12 protein-coding genes, 1 tRNA gene and 7 pseudogenes are annotated in these 16,537 nt (G+C 32.7%); 7 read left to right on the top strand and 13 right to left on the bottom strand.

The features are described from left to right. Positions 1-82: 82 nt before the first annotated feature. From ABWU45_RS04145 to ABWU45_RS04135, 3 genes and pseudogenes are all read left to right on the top strand, one after another. Positions 83-1,042, top strand: a pseudogene (locus ABWU45_RS04145) (IS4 family transposase); the annotation flags it as partial. Between the two features lie 221 nt (positions 1,043-1,263). Then, positions 1,264-2,208 (top strand): IS110 family transposase, encoded by a 945-nt coding sequence (locus ABWU45_RS04140; RefSeq protein WP_353277894.1) that lies wholly within the window; start codon positions 1,264-1,266, stop codon positions 2,206-2,208. 232 nt (positions 2,209-2,440) lie between these two features. Beyond that, positions 2,441-2,761 (top strand): annotated as a pseudogene (locus ABWU45_RS04135) (IS4 family transposase); the annotation flags it as partial. Positions 2,762-2,958: 197 nt separating this feature from the next. Here ABWU45_RS04135 and ABWU45_RS04130 read toward each other — a convergent pair. Continuing rightward, positions 2,959-3,498: pseudogene (locus ABWU45_RS04130) on the bottom strand (IS4 family transposase); the annotation flags it as partial. Positions 3,499-3,695: 197 nt separating this feature from the next. Between ABWU45_RS04130 and purH the strand changes: the two are divergent. Beyond that, a complete protein-coding gene (gene purH / locus ABWU45_RS04125) occupies positions 3,696-5,216 on the top strand; it encodes a bifunctional phosphoribosylaminoimidazolecarboxamide formyltransferase/IMP cyclohydrolase (protein WP_006013536.1) in 1,521 nt (506 codons plus the stop codon). A gap of 476 nt (positions 5,217-5,692) precedes the next feature. Next, positions 5,693-5,764: transfer RNA gene (locus tag ABWU45_RS04120), tRNA-Asn, on the top strand. A gap of 86 nt (positions 5,765-5,850) precedes the next feature. Here the strand turns inward: ABWU45_RS04120 and ABWU45_RS04115 are convergent. The 7 genes and pseudogenes from ABWU45_RS04115 to ABWU45_RS04085 all read right to left on the bottom strand — a co-directional run bounded on the left by ABWU45_RS04115 (position 5,851) and on the right by ABWU45_RS04085 (position 10,597). Further along, complete coding sequence (locus tag ABWU45_RS04115; RefSeq protein ID WP_353277896.1) at positions 5,851-5,997, bottom strand: hypothetical protein; 147 nt, start codon at positions 5,995-5,997, stop codon at positions 5,851-5,853. A gap of 10 nt (positions 5,998-6,007) precedes the next feature. Next, positions 6,008-6,832 (bottom strand): annotated as a pseudogene (locus ABWU45_RS04110) (IS4 family transposase); the annotation flags it as partial. 178 nt (positions 6,833-7,010) lie between these two features. Then, positions 7,011-7,331, bottom strand: a pseudogene (locus ABWU45_RS04105) (IS4 family transposase); the annotation flags it as partial. A gap of 232 nt (positions 7,332-7,563) precedes the next feature. Continuing rightward, complete coding sequence (locus tag ABWU45_RS04100) at positions 7,564-8,508, bottom strand: IS110 family transposase (protein ID WP_353277894.1); 945 nt, start codon at positions 8,506-8,508, stop codon at positions 7,564-7,566. Positions 8,509-8,729: 221 nt separating this feature from the next. Next, a pseudogene (locus ABWU45_RS04095) lies at positions 8,730-9,689 on the bottom strand (IS4 family transposase); the annotation flags it as partial. Between the two features lie 102 nt (positions 9,690-9,791). Next, positions 9,792-10,331, bottom strand: a pseudogene (locus tag ABWU45_RS04090) (IS4 family transposase); the annotation flags it as partial. A 53-nt stretch (positions 10,332-10,384) separates the two neighbouring features. Beyond that, positions 10,385-10,597: a hypothetical protein gene (locus ABWU45_RS04085; RefSeq protein ID WP_353277892.1), complete on the bottom strand. Its 213-nt coding sequence runs from the start codon at positions 10,595-10,597 to the stop codon at positions 10,385-10,387. A gap of 103 nt (positions 10,598-10,700) precedes the next feature. Between ABWU45_RS04085 and ABWU45_RS04080 the strand changes: the two genes are divergently transcribed. After that, positions 10,701-11,222 carry a Na+/H+ antiporter subunit E gene (locus ABWU45_RS04080; protein ID WP_006015458.1) on the top strand — a complete coding sequence of 174 codons (522 nt, stop codon included), beginning with the start codon at positions 10,701-10,703 and terminating at the stop codon, positions 11,220-11,222. Here the strand turns inward: ABWU45_RS04080 and ABWU45_RS04075 are convergent. Next, the gene (locus ABWU45_RS04075; RefSeq protein ID WP_007301944.1) at positions 11,215-11,631 is read right to left on the bottom strand and encodes a hypothetical protein; all 417 of its coding nucleotides are present in this window, start codon (positions 11,629-11,631) and stop codon (positions 11,215-11,217) included. The genes ABWU45_RS04080 and ABWU45_RS04075 overlap by 8 nt on opposite strands. A gap of 266 nt (positions 11,632-11,897) precedes the next feature. Between ABWU45_RS04075 and purN the strand changes: the two genes are divergently transcribed. Next, positions 11,898-12,464: a phosphoribosylglycinamide formyltransferase gene (gene purN / locus ABWU45_RS04070; protein WP_353277890.1), complete on the top strand. Its 567-nt coding sequence runs from the start codon at positions 11,898-11,900 to the stop codon at positions 12,462-12,464. Here the strand turns inward: purN and ABWU45_RS04065 are convergent. From ABWU45_RS04065 to ribF, 4 genes are read right to left on the bottom strand one after another with little or no spacing between them, the layout of a single operon-like run. Further along, positions 12,458-13,780: a M16 family metallopeptidase gene (locus ABWU45_RS04065; RefSeq protein ID WP_353279079.1), complete on the bottom strand. Its 1,323-nt coding sequence runs from the start codon at positions 13,778-13,780 to the stop codon at positions 12,458-12,460. The genes purN and ABWU45_RS04065 overlap by 7 nt on opposite strands. Then, entirely contained in the window at positions 13,767-15,098 is a 1,332-nt protein-coding gene (locus ABWU45_RS04060; RefSeq protein ID WP_264375689.1) for a M16 family metallopeptidase, read from the bottom strand. Before ABWU45_RS04060 ends, ABWU45_RS04065 begins: the two co-directional genes overlap by 14 nt. Positions 15,099-15,102: 4 nt before the next feature. Beyond that, the gene (lspA, locus tag ABWU45_RS04055) at positions 15,103-15,579 is read right to left on the bottom strand and encodes a signal peptidase II (protein WP_007301940.1); all 477 of its coding nucleotides are present in this window, start codon (positions 15,577-15,579) and stop codon (positions 15,103-15,105) included. Beyond that, positions 15,576-16,508 carry a riboflavin biosynthesis protein RibF gene (gene ribF, locus ABWU45_RS04050; protein ID WP_064085258.1) on the bottom strand — a complete coding sequence of 311 codons (933 nt, stop codon included), beginning with the start codon at positions 16,506-16,508 and terminating at the stop codon, positions 15,576-15,578. Before ribF ends, lspA begins: the two co-directional genes overlap by 4 nt. Positions 16,509-16,537: the final 29 nt, after the last annotated feature.

Below are 16,537 nucleotides of genomic sequence, written 5' to 3'. Positions count from 1 at the left end.
AAAAGTGATGAACTGTATTATAAAATCAGGTAAGATTCACAAATTAAAAGAAGTAATGACATGAGTAAAAAAAAGAATAATCATGTTTATAAAAAATAAATTGATGAGTTTAAACTTTATAAACGCACACAGAGCATCCTCAAAAGACTTCTCACGAAAAAGAAAGCTGCCCTTCGTTAATGTATTTCTCCTGATTTTTAGAAAGAGTGTAAAGTCATTACAAGTGATGCTTAATGAGTTTGTTCTGCATACAAGAAAAGATTATACAATTACGGCAAGTGCATTTACTCAAGCAAGAAAGAAGCTAAAACATACTGCGTTTTCAGAGTTAAATGATGATATAGTTTCCCTATACTACCAAGATCAGGAATTTAAAACCCACCATGGCTTCAGAGTACTTGCATTTGATGCTTCAATACTGATTCTGCCAAAGAGCGACAAAATAATAGGTGAGTTTAGCTCAAGAGCAGTATGGAATGGAATCCAGAGATTTGAAGACTATACAAGTGCAACCTTTGAAGTTTGTTACGATGTGCTAAATAATATTGCAATAAAATCTGTGCTAAGTAGAGGTGACAGCTATGAGGTTGATTTAGCAATCGGTATGCTTGAATCCATAAAATCAGACGATTTGTTAATCTGTGATAGAGGATACGTATCTTATCGATTTCTTGCTGAGCTTACAGGAAGGAAAATCAATTATATAATTCGCTGTTCAAGTTCGTCTTTCAATGAAATAAACGCTATGTTTAAGCCGGAAAGCCCATCTAGTACGGTGGTAGTGTCTACCGCACCTATTAAAGTAGCAAGACAGCTACGAAAGCTAGGATTACCTGATGAGATGAAATTCAGGTTAGTCAAAATAATACTTTCTTCTGGCGAAGTTGAAGTGTTAGTAACATCTCTGTTAGATGAGAAACGTTTTACAGTTGAAGAGTTTGAGAGATTATATTACTTGCGCTGGGGAGTAGAAACATTTTTTTCTAGGCTGAAGGGAAGATTAAATTTAGAGAATTTCACAGGAAAAAGTATTGAAACTATTGTAAGTTAAAAATGTGATATAAAGGAAACAAGAGGGAAGATAACTCTAATCACTATAGGAATAGAGTTATCACGGGTGTGTGCGACCGGTGAAACAATTGGTATTACAACCGTATTGATCAAGGTACACTAGCCCTATCTCTCGATACGTTTGAATAGTTGCGTGGGACATATGTATGCACCCGTTTACAATCTTAAATTAATTAAACTATCGAGGTTATCATGATTACATCTTATCAAAATTTTATAGGCATTGATATCGGAAAATTTAAAAATGTTGTTGCAGTTCACAATCAGAAAAACGCTGTTACATTTAACAATAATACTGCTGGTTGGCAACAATTGTTTAAAGAGTTTTCAAATATCTTACCTGATTCTTTAGTAACTTTGGAGAACACAGGAAAGTACGAACTTGGCTTAGCACATTTTCTTGTTGATAAGAATATTGCTGTACATCGAGCTAATACTCGCAAAGTAAAAAGCTTTACCTTATCTCATGGAACTTTAGCAAAGTCTGATCAATCAGATGCAAAAGCTATTGCTCAATATGGATTTGAACGCTATAGTACTCTACCTCTATTTGTACCTATGTCAAAGGAACAAACAACTTTAGCTGCACTTTGCCAACGTCGTGATGATCTTACGCAAATGAGAACTCAAGAGAAATGCAGATTAGAAGCACCTGAAAACAGCTATGTAAAAGAAAGTTGCCAAAAAACTATTGACTTTTTTAACAGTCAGATAAAGGAGCTCAACGATTCCATACAAAAGATTATCGATGAAAATCCAGAGTTACAGAAGCGCCAAAAAATCCTTAGAACAGTGCCAGGAATAGGTCCAAAATTGTCTCAAGACTTTGTATGTCTAATGCCAGAACTTGGCTACTTAAACAAAAAAGAAGTCGCAAGTCTTGCTGGAGTTGCGCCACATCCAAAGGAAAGTGGAAAAACTATTGGCTATCGAAGAATAACAGGTGGTAGAAGCAATGTTCGTACAAAGCTTTTTACAGCTGCGATGGCTGCTACAAGATCTAAATCTGCACTTGGTACTTTTTACTCTGATCTTATTGGTAGAGGTAAAAAGAAGATGGTGGCTATAACAGCTCTAATGCGAAAGATCATAGTAATTGCCAATGCACGACTTAAAGAAGCAATTAATATGAAATAAAAAAGCTGCATAGAAAATAGGTTAATGAATATGTGCGCCCACACAAACTGAAAGCACATATTCATTAATCATAAGATCTAAGCAGTAACAGCTGTTTGATATAAAATTCTTTTTCTGTAATAAATTAGATTTTTTATTGCCGAAAATACATTTTTTAGTTGAGTAGAAATACAAAATTATAAACAAGAGTTGTAATAAAACTAAACTCAAAAAATTAAAAAAAACATAGTTGATCAAGCAGGATTTTTGGTCAACTATCTTCATCAGTAATCTAGAAAGTATCATGATAGAAGATGATGAAGAGACATTGAGCTCACAGAATAGTAAACTAAAAAAAAGCATCAATAAATCTGTCTCATTTAATGCGATTAAAAACTTAGCCTTTGATATTTTTTCTACAGAGTCAGACATAGACTGCATTATGGATCGACTATCACAGTTATTTTTGATGAACACTTTAGTGGTGAGAAAAGGGAGAAGAGTTGATCGTCATAAGATATCTGATATTCGTTCACTCAACTACCAGAAAAGAGCTAGAAAACATGTGTTTTAAATTCAAGATATCTTTTCAGTATCATTGCATTAGTACATTCTTTGCAAAATAACCTGCAATTATTACTTTTTTAAATAACTTGCACTTTTCAGACTCCCTTTTCTTAAAAATTCACCCTAGTATTTACCATAATTATCAATCACTTCAAATTTTTTGTCCAATCTTAACTTCTCTTTCCCTTAACTTAATGGCAGTGGGTCTGATCTTACCCCCTCCGTTAAATTAAGTTGGTCTATTATCTGATTCATGTAGTCGAAAACTAATTGTAACTTTATTCCATACTTAGTATTGCTTTCATAGCCACTGTAGCTAGTACCATAACCTTTATACATCTCTTCCATACTGTTAGGTAGAGTAATATAGCTACTGTCCAATAATTTAACACTATTAAATTGCTGTAAGATTTTGCAATCAACTTGCAAGATATTTTTAAAGAGAATCACAGATTCATTATACATCCTTTTCATAAATTCCACTGCTTCTTCAGTAAATCTAAAATCCAAACCTTGTTTTGTTATATCTATCGAGTCCTCGTTTAGTAATTGACACATTGTTTCTACGCTACAATTATCAACTCCTATATTACCCAAGACCATGGCTTTTACGAATGATGAACCTTTTAGCTTTCTCTTTCTTTTTATAAACCTTGTTGTAATTGAGATTTTCTCTGCTTTTTCATTAAAAAATTCTTTGAGCTTTTTTGATAAGCTAGTTATTTTATTCATTGGTTCTCTCACTAAAAGTATATCTGGGAGAACTTATACCTTATTATTCTATCTCTTTCATACCTTTATTTCCTTAACTTGACGCGTATGGTTCGTACAGCTATGTGCTTGTTAGCGGAATCTACAACGAGATACCGCAGTGGTATGACGTAGTAGCTATATATAGACAAATTTTCTTTTCTTAGATATAATCTTAAGAAACCTTCCATATGAAAATTAAAAGAGCTTTAATATCAGTATACGATAAGACAAATATAATTGAACTTGCATCGTTTTTGATGCAGCAACAAATAGAAATTCTCTCAACAGGGAATACTTATAAAGTGCTATCAGGTGCGGGAATAAAAACGCAAGAAGTTTCAGATTACACACAATTTCCAGAAATACTAGATGGCAGAGTGAAAACTTTACATCCTAAAATTCATGGAGGAATACTCTGTGATCGAAAAAGGCACGAAAAGGAAATGCAGAATCTAGAAATTAAGCCGATAGATCTGCTTATAACTAACTTATATCCATTTTGGAAAACGGTTAATAGCAACTCAAGTGAGAAGCAAATCATAGAACAAATAGATATAGGTGGAGTAGCATTAATTAGAGCTACAGCAAAAAACTTTCATTTCACTTCAGTGATTTCTAGCATTCAAGATTACGAAACACTGAAAGCTGAGATGATCAAAAATAACAATCAGACAACATTAGAATATAGAAAACATCTAGCAACTAAAGCATTTGCTCTGACTGCACAGTATGATTCTAATATTTACAATTGGTTTTTATCACAGGGTAAAAGCAATGAGTTACCAGAGTTTTTTACTTTATATGGATGTAAAGCACAAGGACTCAGATATGGTGAAAATCCTCATCAAAAAGCTGCTTTTTATAGCAATCAATTTAGCAAGTATCCACTGGAGAAAATACATGGAAAAGAGTTGAGCTATAATAATATAGTCGACATAGAGTCTGCACTTAACATAATTTCTGAGTTTCAAGAACCTGCAGCAGTGATAATAAAGCACAATAATCCATGTGGCGCTGCTGTTAGTGATAGTGCTTTAAAAGCATATGAAAAAGCTCTATCATGTGATGAAATAAGCAGTTTTGGTGGAATAGTTGCTTTCAATCGGGAGATAGATTTAAAGCTAGCAGAGAAATTAAACGAGATATTTTTGGAAGTGGTGATAGCACCATCGGTAAACAATGAGGCACTAAAAATTTTACAAAAAAAGAAAAATTTAAGAGTGATTATTCATCAATCTCTTCAGCAAAATGCAAAATATCAAATCAAAAATGTTGTTGGCGGGTTCTTAGTGCAAGAAAATAATAACCATACAGTAAAAGTAGAAGAAATAAACCGAGTGACAGAATGCACTACAACAAAAAAAGAGAAGGAAGATCTTATTTTTGCTTGGAAAATATGTAAACATGTAAAATCCAATGCAATAGTGATAGCAAAAGACGGTTGTGCTATTGGCATCGGTGCAGGACAAACAAGCAGAATAGATAGTGTGAATATTGCAGTAAAAAAAGCAGGTGAAAAATGTAAAGGCGCAGCGCTTGCTTCAGATGCATTTTTTCCATTTCCAGATAGTATAGTAGAAAGTGCAAAGCATGGAATTACAGCTATAATTCAGCCAGGTGGCTCATTGAAAGATCAAGACGTGATAGCAGCTGCAAATGAGAATAAAATTGCCATGTTTTTCACTGATGTTCGTAACTTTCTCCATTAAGCTTTGTATCCTGTCAAAATTATACTCACACAGGGCTTTGTTGCATAGCAGCTTATAGGTATGAAAATTGTAGTAAATTTATGTAGTTACTTTAAACTCAACTATACCTATCTGTAATTGTAAGCTGTACTCTTGAGCTCCTGATGCGATTTATAGCAAATCCTAAAATGCCTTGCTGTTTTTCCTTATAGACATTCAGCTTACCTTGTACATTAGTCTATCTGGATGACATTTTACTTTTTCTAGAATATAATAATTCCCTAGAAATTACCCTACTCAATTCTATTGTACCTTGTTTAACATTGAAACATGAGTCTGGAATCTAGAAATTTTTTAAGAACAAAAGTTATTCTAAGTTTTTGTTGGTAAGAAAGACTGGATTACAGCTCCATGCACTGGAATGATATCTAGGTCTAAAGTCTACATAAAAATCGTTTACAATCGGCGTTCAATGTGATAAGTTGAAAGCAGTTTATTCCTCGGTAGCTCAGTGGTAGAGCAGTTGGCTGTTAACCAATTGGTCGCTGGTTCGAATCCGGCCCGGGGAGCACTATTTTATACAATCTGTACATTTCACTTTTAGCCCAAAATTCACTACCTTTTTTTGTCTCTTAAACAGACAAAACATGTGAAGTTATATAGGTTTAAAGCCTTTACTGTCAAAATGCAAAGATGTCTGCGCTTCACTTAGCTTGCTATCCGGCTCCTCTCCTATTTTTCTTTTATTACACCTCTTTTTTAATGAAGGAAGGACATTTTTTGGCAATGTTTCATCAATCATACGCGTCAAGTTAAGAGATTGTGAGCAAATTTAGAGAGGTTAAAGTGGATACTCTAGCCCTTCTACGTTTGTCTTTTAATGAAAATCGCGACCAAGTTATAGTGAGTTTTTTAAGAAATGCTTTTAAACTATTAATTTTGGTTAATACTAAAAATAACTCTCTAACCCGCCTTTTTAGCTCAATAAATGCCTTTGTTAAGCTAAGTTCTGTATTCTTTTTCACTTCTGTGCAACCAACCATGCCGTGAAATATAAGAATTGCGCACAATTTAGCATATAGTTCACATAATACTCTGCATGGCTTTCCTTTTAGCTTATCAAGCCTGATATGGCTTTTATACAATTTAAATAATAACTCAATTTGCCACCTTACTCTGTAAATCGTTAATACTTGCTCAGCACTAATTTTATTTTCTGGAACATTAGTTATAAATATTGACCAGTTCAACAATTTTTGATTTCTTTTAGAGGATGTATATCCCTGCGATCTTGCTAATCTATTAGCTTTCCTTCTTCTGGCCATAGACTGTTCTTCAGTTAGTTTCTGACATATAATTCTTACTCTAATTTTTGCTTCTTTTCCTAACAATACCTCGTTTTCTAAAAATAACTTATCCTCTAAACATTCTAATAACTCCATTTTTTGATTTGTTTCTACATCATATATGTTGGTATCGGATTTATAACGACTTATGAAATAAGCTCCTATTTCATTGATTTGTTTAAAAGAACTTGGCACAAAATAACCGAGATCAGATATTAGCAAATCATTGCTTAATATATTACTTAAATGTTTCCTATATCCCTGGTCTGATCTCACTGCCATTAAGTTAAGGGAAAGAGAAGTTAAGATTGGACAAAAAATTTGAAGTGATTGATAATTATGGTAAATACTAGGGTGAATTTTTAAGAAAAGGGAGTCTGAAAAGTGCAAGTTATTTAAAAAAGTAATAATTGCAGGTTATTTTGCAAAGAATGTACTAATGCAATGATACTGAAAAGATATCTTGAATTTAAAACACATGTTTTCTAGCTCTTTTCTGGTAGTTGAGTGAACGAATATCAGATATCTTATGACGATCAACTCTTCTCCCTTTTCTCACCACTAAAGTGTTCATCAAAAATAACTGTGATAGTCGATCCATAATGCAGTCTATGTCTGACTCTGTAGAAAAAATATCAAAGGCTAAGTTTTTAATCGCATTAAATGAGACAGATTTATTGATGCTTTTTTTTAGTTTACTATTCTGTGAGCTCAATGTCTCTTCATCATCTTCTATCATGATACTTTCTAGATTACTGATGAAGATAGTTGACCAAAAATCCTGCTTGATCAACTATGTTTTTTTTAATTTTTTGAGTTTAGTTTTATTACAACTCTTGTTTATAATTTTGTATTTCTACTCAACTAAAAAATGTATTTTCGGCAATAAAAAATCTAATTTATTACAGAAAAAGAATTTTATATCAAACAGCTGTTACTGCTTAGATCTTATGATTAATGAATATGTGCTTTCAGTTTGTGTGGGCGCACATATTCATTAACCTATTTTCTATGCAGCTTTTTTATTTCATATTAATTGCTTCTTTAAGTCGTGCATTGGCAATTACTATGATCTTTCGCATTAGAGCTGTTATAGCCACCATCTTCTTTTTACCTCTACCAATAAGATCAGAGTAAAAAGTACCAAGTGCAGATTTAGATCTTGTAGCAGCCATCGCAGCTGTAAAAAGCTTTGTACGAACATTGCTTCTACCACCTGTTATTCTTCGATAGCCAATAGTTTTTCCACTTTCCTTTGGATGTGGCGCAACTCCAGCAAGACTTGCGACTTCTTTTTTGTTTAAGTAGCCAAGTTCTGGCATTAGACATACAAAGTCTTGAGACAATTTTGGACCTATTCCTGGCACTGTTCTAAGGATTTTTTGGCGCTTCTGTAACTCTGGATTTTCATCGATAATCTTTTGTATGGAATCGTTGAGCTCCTTTATCTGACTGTTAAAAAAGTCAATAGTTTTTTGGCAACTTTCTTTTACATAGCTGTTTTCAGGTGCTTCTAATCTGCATTTCTCTTGAGTTCTCATTTGCGTAAGATCATCACGACGTTGGCAAAGTGCAGCTAAAGTTGTTTGTTCCTTTGACATAGGTACAAATAGAGGTAGAGTACTATAGCGTTCAAATCCATATTGAGCAATAGCTTTTGCATCTGATTGATCAGACTTTGCTAAAGTTCCATGAGATAAGGTAAAGCTTTTTACTTTGCGAGTATTAGCTCGATGTACAGCAATATTCTTATCAACAAGAAAATGTGCTAAGCCAAGTTCGTACTTTCCTGTGTTCTCCAAAGTTACTAAAGAATCAGGTAAGATATTTGAAAACTCTTTAAACAATTGTTGCCAACCAGCAGTATTATTGTTAAATGTAACAGCGTTTTTCTGATTGTGAACTGCAACAACATTTTTAAATTTTCCGATATCAATGCCTATAAAATTTTGATAAGATGTAATCATGATAACCTCGATAGTTTAATTAATTTAAGATTGTAAACGGGTGCATACATATGTCCCACGCAACTATTCAAACGTATCGAGAGATAGGGCTAGTGTACCTTGATCAATACGGTTGTAATACCAATTGTTTCACCGGTCGCACACACCCGTGATAACTCTATTCCTATAGTGATTAGAGTTATCTTCCCTCTTGTTTCCTTTATATCACATTTTTAACTTACAATAGTTTCAATACTTTTTCCTGTGAAATTCTCTAAATTTAATCTTCCCTTCAGCCTAGAAAAAAATGTTTCTACTCCCCAGCGCAAGTAATATAATCTCTCAAACTCTTCAACTGTAAAACGTTTCTCATCTAACAGAGATGTTACTAACACTTCAACTTCGCCAGAAGAAAGTATTATTTTGACTAACCTGAATTTCATCTCATCAGGTAATCCTAGCTTTCGTAGCTGTCTTGCTACTTTAATAGGTGCGGTAGACACTACCACCGTACTAGATGGGCTTTCCGGCTTAAACATAGCGTTTATTTCATTGAAAGACGAACTTGAACAGCGAATTATATAATTGATTTTCCTTCCTGTAAGCTCAGCAAGAAATCGATAAGATACGTATCCTCTATCACAGATTAACAAATCGTCTGATTTTATGGATTCAAGCATACCGATTGCTAAATCAACCTCATAGCTGTCACCTCTACTTAGCACAGATTTTATTGCAATATTATTTAGCACATCGTAACAAACTTCAAAGGTTGCACTTGTATAGTCTTCAAATCTCTGGATTCCATTCCATACTGCTCTTGAGCTAAACTCACCTATTATTTTGTCGCTCTTTGGCAGAATCAGTATTGAAGCATCAAATGCAAGTACTCTGAAGCCATGGTGGGTTTTAAATTCCTGATCTTGGTAGTATAGGGAAACTATATCATCATTTAACTCTGAAAACGCAGTATGTTTTAGCTTCTTTCTTGCTTGAGTAAATGCACTTGCCGTAATTGTATAATCTTTTCTTGTATGCAGAACAAACTCATTAAGCATCACTTGTAATGACTTTACACTCTTTCTAAAAATCAGGAGAAATACATTAACGAAGGGCAGCTTTCTTTTTCGTGAGAAGTCTTTTGAGGATGCTCTGTGTGCGTTTATAAAGTTTAAACTCATCAATTTATTTTTTATAAACATGATTATTCTTTTTTTTACTCATGTCATTACTTCTTTTAATTTGTGAATCTTACCTGATTTTATAATACAGTTCATCACTTTTCCTTAACTTAATGGCAGTGGGTCTGATCTTACCCCCTCCGTTAAATTAAGTTGGTCTATTATCTGATTCATGTAGTCGAAAACTAATTGTAACTTTATTCCATACTTAGTATTGCTTTCATAGCCACTGTAGCTAGTACCATAACCTTTATACATCTCTTCCATACTGTTAGGTAGAGTAATATAGCTACTGTCCAATAATTTAACACTATTAAATTGCTGTAAGATTTTGCAATCAACTTGCAAGATATTTTTAAAGAGAATCACAGATTCATTATACATCCTTTTCATAAATTCCACTGCTTCTTCAGTAAATCTAAAATCCAAACCTTGTTTTGTTATATCTATCGAGTCCTCGTTTAGTAATTGACACATTGTTTCTACGCTACAATTATCAACTCCTATATTACCCAAGACCATGGCTTTTACGAATGATGAACCTTTTAGCTTTCTCTTTCTTTTTATAAACCTTGTTGTAATTGAGATTTTCTCTGCTTTTTCATTAAAAAATTCTTTGAGCTTTTTTGATAAGCTAGTTATTTTATTCATTGGTTCTCTCACTAAAAGTATATCTGGGAGAACTTATACCTTATTATTCTATCTCTTTCATACCTTTATTTCCTTAACTTGACGCGTATGGTAGTTTCTACAGGATCTAGATCACTATGTGTAGTGAATATATGATTGATATTAAATCCACTATCTTCCCACCTCCGTAAATCAATTCTTTCTAATTTTATTTTTATTCGTTCAACTATGTTGTTCTTGCTTAAACCTGAAGTATCATTTATTTCTTCAAGCATTTTTAGAAAATCATCAAGCGTCATAATCTCCACTACTTATTAAAATAACTTGGTTATTATGTTCTTTGACACAAAAATCAAGAACTTTTTATTTTCCTAAAAAATCATTTAAGTTATACTCCAAATCATGAAAGTCAGGCAAAATATTAAGTTTTTTTCTCTATCATTTGTGATTTTGTCTTCTCTATGGATTACATTGTCTGGTTATTTTGAGCCTTTTTTTATTCTCTGTGGAGTATTTTCTTCTGTGTTCACATTGATTATCTTTAAAAGGTTAATTGATGCTGAAAGTGCCCTTAGTCAAATTCTAAATGATAGTGGTAGGCTGTCACTTTATCAGCTTATAAGTTATATACCTTGGCTAATTTACCAAATTATTTTTTCAAGTATTTATGTAACAAAAAAGGTGCTACGATTCAAATCTACAGTTGAGCCAATTGTTATTGTAAGAGAATGCATAGGACATAATGATAAGACCATTGCATTATTTGCTAACTCGGTTACGATTACTCCTGGAACTTTAACTATCAATGTTGAAAAGAAGCAGAAAACATATTTATCTACCATATGTTTGATAGATAAAGATCTTGAAAGTGGCATTTCTGAAATAGAAGGTAAAGTCTTAAAAATGCTACACCTAGTTAAGTAATTGCTTTAAATAAGTTAACAGCGTCTCTGTATTCTCTTCTTAGGCTTTCAAGCATTTCTTTTGGAAGGCTATCAATAACAGTAGAACATAAATAATTGTACAAATCTTCTAGCCTTGATATGTTATTTTTCTTCTTGCTGTTGAATTTGTACGGAAAAATGCCCTCCATAATTTCAATATCAACAACCTTATTTAAAAATGCATTTTCACTTGTTATGCTTATTCTTGTAAGTATAGTATTAATTTCAGGTTCATTACTCGTATAAATATCTGATAATTCTGCCATTTTAATGACGTATAAAGTTACTACTTTTGATAAACAATTATCAGAATATTCACAATTTTTTATTACCTCCCACTGAGTAACCTGAGACTTGCTTGTTTTTGCATTGCTTGGTAATTTATTCATTGAATTTTCTCCATTTAATTCAGTGTAGTAAATTATACTAATACTTTGTTAAATAAATAATAACGCAGCCATAAAAATATGCATTTATTTACCATAAATTGTATAATATTCCTAAAATTAAATGTTAAAGTTACTTCAAACTGAATGATTTCTTTAATTCCATGTTATCCAGCAGTGTAAAATATTGCTACACAATAGTATTTATTCTAAAATAAACTTTCCTTTTGAGCTATTTTATTAATATCCATTCTTACGGCTGCACTAAAATGAAAAAGATAAAACTCGGAATACTAATTTCAGGTAGAGGATCAAACATGCAGGCTTTAATAGAAGCATGTCAAGATCAGAATTTCCCTGCTGAAACTATGTATGTTATCACAAATAATAGTGAAGCTGGAGGCCTTAAAATAGCAAAGCAAGCAGGAGTTTCAGCGTTTGTTGTTGAAGATAAGCCACTTGATACTGATAAAATTCATGAAATACTTGTTCAACATAAGGTTGATTTAATTTGCCTTGCAGGGTTTATGAGAATTCTAAAGGCCAATTTCCTGAATAAATGGCATAACAAAGTTATAAATATTCATCCCTCTTTACTTCCGTCATTTAAGGGCCTAAATGCTCAGGAGCAAGCTCTGAAAGCGGGTGTAAAAATTACAGGATGTACTGTGCATTATGTTACTCCTGAAATTGATGCTGGAGCCATAATCGCTCAAGCTACTGTTCCAGTGTTACCAAATGATGATGTTCACAGTCTCTCAGAGCGCATTCTAGCTGAAGAGCATAAGTGTTATGTAAAAGCAGTAAGATCAATAGCAGAAGGTATTAACTATTGACCTTGAGCGTTTCTTCCAACTTCAACAAAAAATAAATTTTCAGGATTCAGTAAAGAACTTGCCAGCTTGTTTACTTTTTCCAATTGAACATCATTAATGATATTTGCATAATTATTTATATGGTTAATATCACGATCATCTATCTGCATACTATCCAGTAACGTTGCTGTATTCGCATTATTGGATAGAAAAGAGAAGATAAGGTTATTTACTAAACTGGTTTTTGCATCCTTGAATAATTGTTCGTCAATTCCTTCCTTTTTTATTCTGCTAAATGTATCTTTTACTGCTGAGATAGCTCTGCTAGCAGTAGAGCTATCTGTGCTCATAAACCCAAGTATAACATTTCCATGTTTATTGGTAACATTACTTGCACTAATACCATAAGTAATACCTAGATTTTGTCTCAACTCTTTCATTAGTATTGAGTTTAGACTCATGCCACCAAGCGCATTAATCAAAACACTGGCATTATAGTAATTAGGGTCTTCATATGCTATGCCTTTTTGAGCAAAAAGTATTACACTCTGTGGTATATTCATAAAAACGCTCTTACTTTCTGCAGGCCCAAATTCATTTTTTACAGATATCTTCCTAACTTTCGATCTTTTTGATGGTAACTTAGATAAATATTTATCGAGCAGCATACTAACTTCTTCTTTTGTTGCACAACCAACAACACTAATGACGATATTATCCTTAGTAAAACTACGCTTTATGTATGTTAAAACATCGTCTCTAGTAATGCTCATTATAGTGTCTAGAGTTCCATATGGATCTCTTGAGTAAGGATGTTTTTTGAACAACAACGTATCCAACTCTTTTGCAGCAATAAAATAAGGATCTTTTTCAAAATTATTAAAGTTTACTTTGACTTTTTCGAATACTCTATTTAACCCCTCAGGATCAACTTTAGGGCGCATTATAGCATCACTCAGTAGTGAAATTGCATCCTCTAGATTCTCAGATAAAGTGTTTAATGAAACCCTAAATGCTTCTAAACCAGCAGTAAAATTTAAACTAATTCCTTTATCCTCAAGCTTTTTCGCAAAATCTTTGGCATCATTTTTTCCTGCTCCTTCTTGAATTACAAGAGAAGTAAACCAAGCAAGCCCCTGCTTTTCTGCACTTTCATACACACAACCTGCATCTTTGAATGATATATTAAGTGAAACTTTTGGTAGATCATGGTTTTCAACAAATAAAAACTTAAATCCTTTATTAGTAGTAACCTCCTCTATATTTAAGTGACTGCTTGCTTGCAAATTAAAGCCTAGACAGAAAAAAAATAGAAATACAAATTTACTTATTCTTATCATTATTAACTCCTTTTGGTAGTAAACGACCGACTAATTTATTAGTAGAAAAAATAGTACGAATTTTGTGATTTACATCTTCCAGATTGACATCATTAATTTTGCTATATGAAATGTCTATTTCATCAAGTGGAATACCTAGTGCTAGACGTGGTATATAAAACATTGCTATATTAGTTAAATCAGATAGATTATCAAGCTGTGCTGCTTTGTATTTAGACTTTGTACTTTGCAACTCTTCACTTGTTATTCCTTCAGAGTTAAAGTGATTAATAGAATTTTCTAACTCTCTTGCAACAGCATCCAAATTTACCCCGCTTTTTGGAGTTACCCGAATCTCAATGTAACCATTACTAAAAGCTAAGCTATTATAATAAGCAAACACTTCTACTGCTACATTCTTATCTAGAACTAAATCTTTATATAGCTTACTAGACTTGCCATTCCCCAAAACATCAACTGCCAAATCAACAGGAAAAGTTTCACTTATTTGCTCAAATAAAGGAACACTATAGCGAAAGTATAAAACTGGCTCTTTTACTTCAGTGCTTTCTAAAATTACCGATATATCTGCATTATGTATTGAATCTTGGTTCGGATAATGCTTAACTACAGGCTCAGCTTTAATTGCACCATATTTTTCCTTTGCTAATCCCGCTACTTCTTCAAATTCTACATCACCAACAACGAGCAGTATAGCATTACCTGGATGATAATAGTTATCATGAAACCTTGTTATGTCATCTTGATTGTAAGTTTTAATATCGCTCTCCCAACCAATAACAGACCTACCATAGCCATTACGATAAAATGCACTGTTCATTTCCTCCCATAGTAAAGCTTCAGGATTATTATCAAATCTCATCTTTCTTTCTTCTAATACGATATTTTTTTCTCTATCTATTTTGTCTTGAGTAACATCAAAATTGCCCATTCTATCTGCTTCAATTTCCATTGCTAGTGGTAAATCTTTTTTGAGAACTAATTCGTAGTAGCAGGTGTATTCTTTAGTGGTAAAAGCATTAAATTGGGCCCCAATGCTGCCCAAAGTGGATTCTATGTCTTTAAATTTTCCTGTAGTTTCAAACATTAAGTGTTCAAAGTAGTGAGCCAAGCCTGCTTTGCCAATTGGGTCATCCATTCCCCCAACTTTATATATTATTGCATGAAAAACAGCTGGAATTCGGTGATTAGGTACTACATAAACATCCAATCCGTTACTGAGCTTAGCATGCTTTATGATTTCAGCTTCCAAAGAAATCGGACAAATGAAAAAAAACACAGATAGTATAAAAAAACTAAAGAATTTGCGAAGCATTATTTCATTCCTCATTTTGCTTAGAGATAGACCTATCATATATATACCACTTATATAACAATGTACACATTCCACAAACTATAGATAGATCTGCTAAATTAAAGGCTGGCCAATACCAATCATTGATATGAAAATATATGAAGTCATATACAGCTCCCCAATAGATTCTATCAATTACATTTCCGATCGCTCCACCAATCATCAGAGAAAAACTAAGGTAAATTGACTTATCATTAGATTTATATATCAAGTATGCAAGTATACCAATTATTAATATTGAACATGCTGAAAAAAAGAAGCTGCCATGCGGCAGAGTACTACACATTCCAAAGCTAATTCCTGAATTCCAAACTTCAACTAATTTCATAAAACTAGTAATCTCGATTGACTCCCCCTCATCAATCAAAGAGTTTATATACAATTTACTTGTTTGATCGAATGATACTATAATCAATATAATAACTAAACATATCCTTTTCATAAATTTATCTTTAACTGGTAAGCCTTCATTATATCACGATCTATCTGTTTTGTTAACTCGTTAATACTATGGAATTTTTTTTCTGCCCTAATAAATTTTAAAAGTTGTATATCAACCTTAAAATTGTATACATTTTCGTTGAAGTCAAATATATGCATTTCTACTATAGGTTTTTTTAAGTCCTTAAATGTAGGTCTCATACCAATGTTGACTACTCCATATAGCCAACTTGAACTATTTTCAGAAAATGCAACTTTGGCGTAATATGTACCAAACTTAGGTTTTATCATGTAATCTTCTATCGGAATGTTTATGGTTGGAAACCCTATTTCTCTACCTCTACATGCACCTTTTGTTACAATACCAGAAACTTGATAAGACCTACCAAGCAATTTATTAGCAATTTCTATTTCTCCTTTTTGTAAACACTCCCTGATTGAGGAAGAAGAGCAAATTTTTCTATCGATTATCAATGGCTCTAATTTAGTTAAAGAATATTCATACATCTGAGAATATTTTTCTAGAGTTAATATGTTACCCAATCGTTTGTGACCAAAAGTACAACTTTCTCCAACAGTTATATGTTTAGCACCATACTTCTTTACCAAAATCTTACCAATAAAGTCATCGCAGCTAACCTCAGAAAAACCTCTACTAAAATTAATAATATACAAGTAATCTATACCATAGCTGCTGATTAGTTCCTTTTTTTGTTCTTGATCTATTAACCTAAAATTGTTCCTACTAAATAAAACAGTTGATGGGTGAGGCTCAAAAGTTAAAACTGCAGAGGGTAATCCTCTTTCTTGTGCTACATTCTTTAGATTGGAAATTGCAAACTTATGTCCTAAATGAACGCCATCGAAATTTCCGAAAGTTAGTGCCACATTATCTTTTATCCCTTGCTCACAGTTGTAAATAATTTTCATACAATTTGATATTTTATATATATTTTTTA

It is taken from the genome of Wolbachia endosymbiont (group B) of Longitarsus flavicornis, assembly GCF_964028135.1.
GTDB lineage: Bacteria > Pseudomonadota > Alphaproteobacteria > Rickettsiales > Anaplasmataceae > Wolbachia.
Note: the sequence above shows the minus strand (reverse complement) of the source record. Positions and strands in the feature narration are given on the sequence as shown.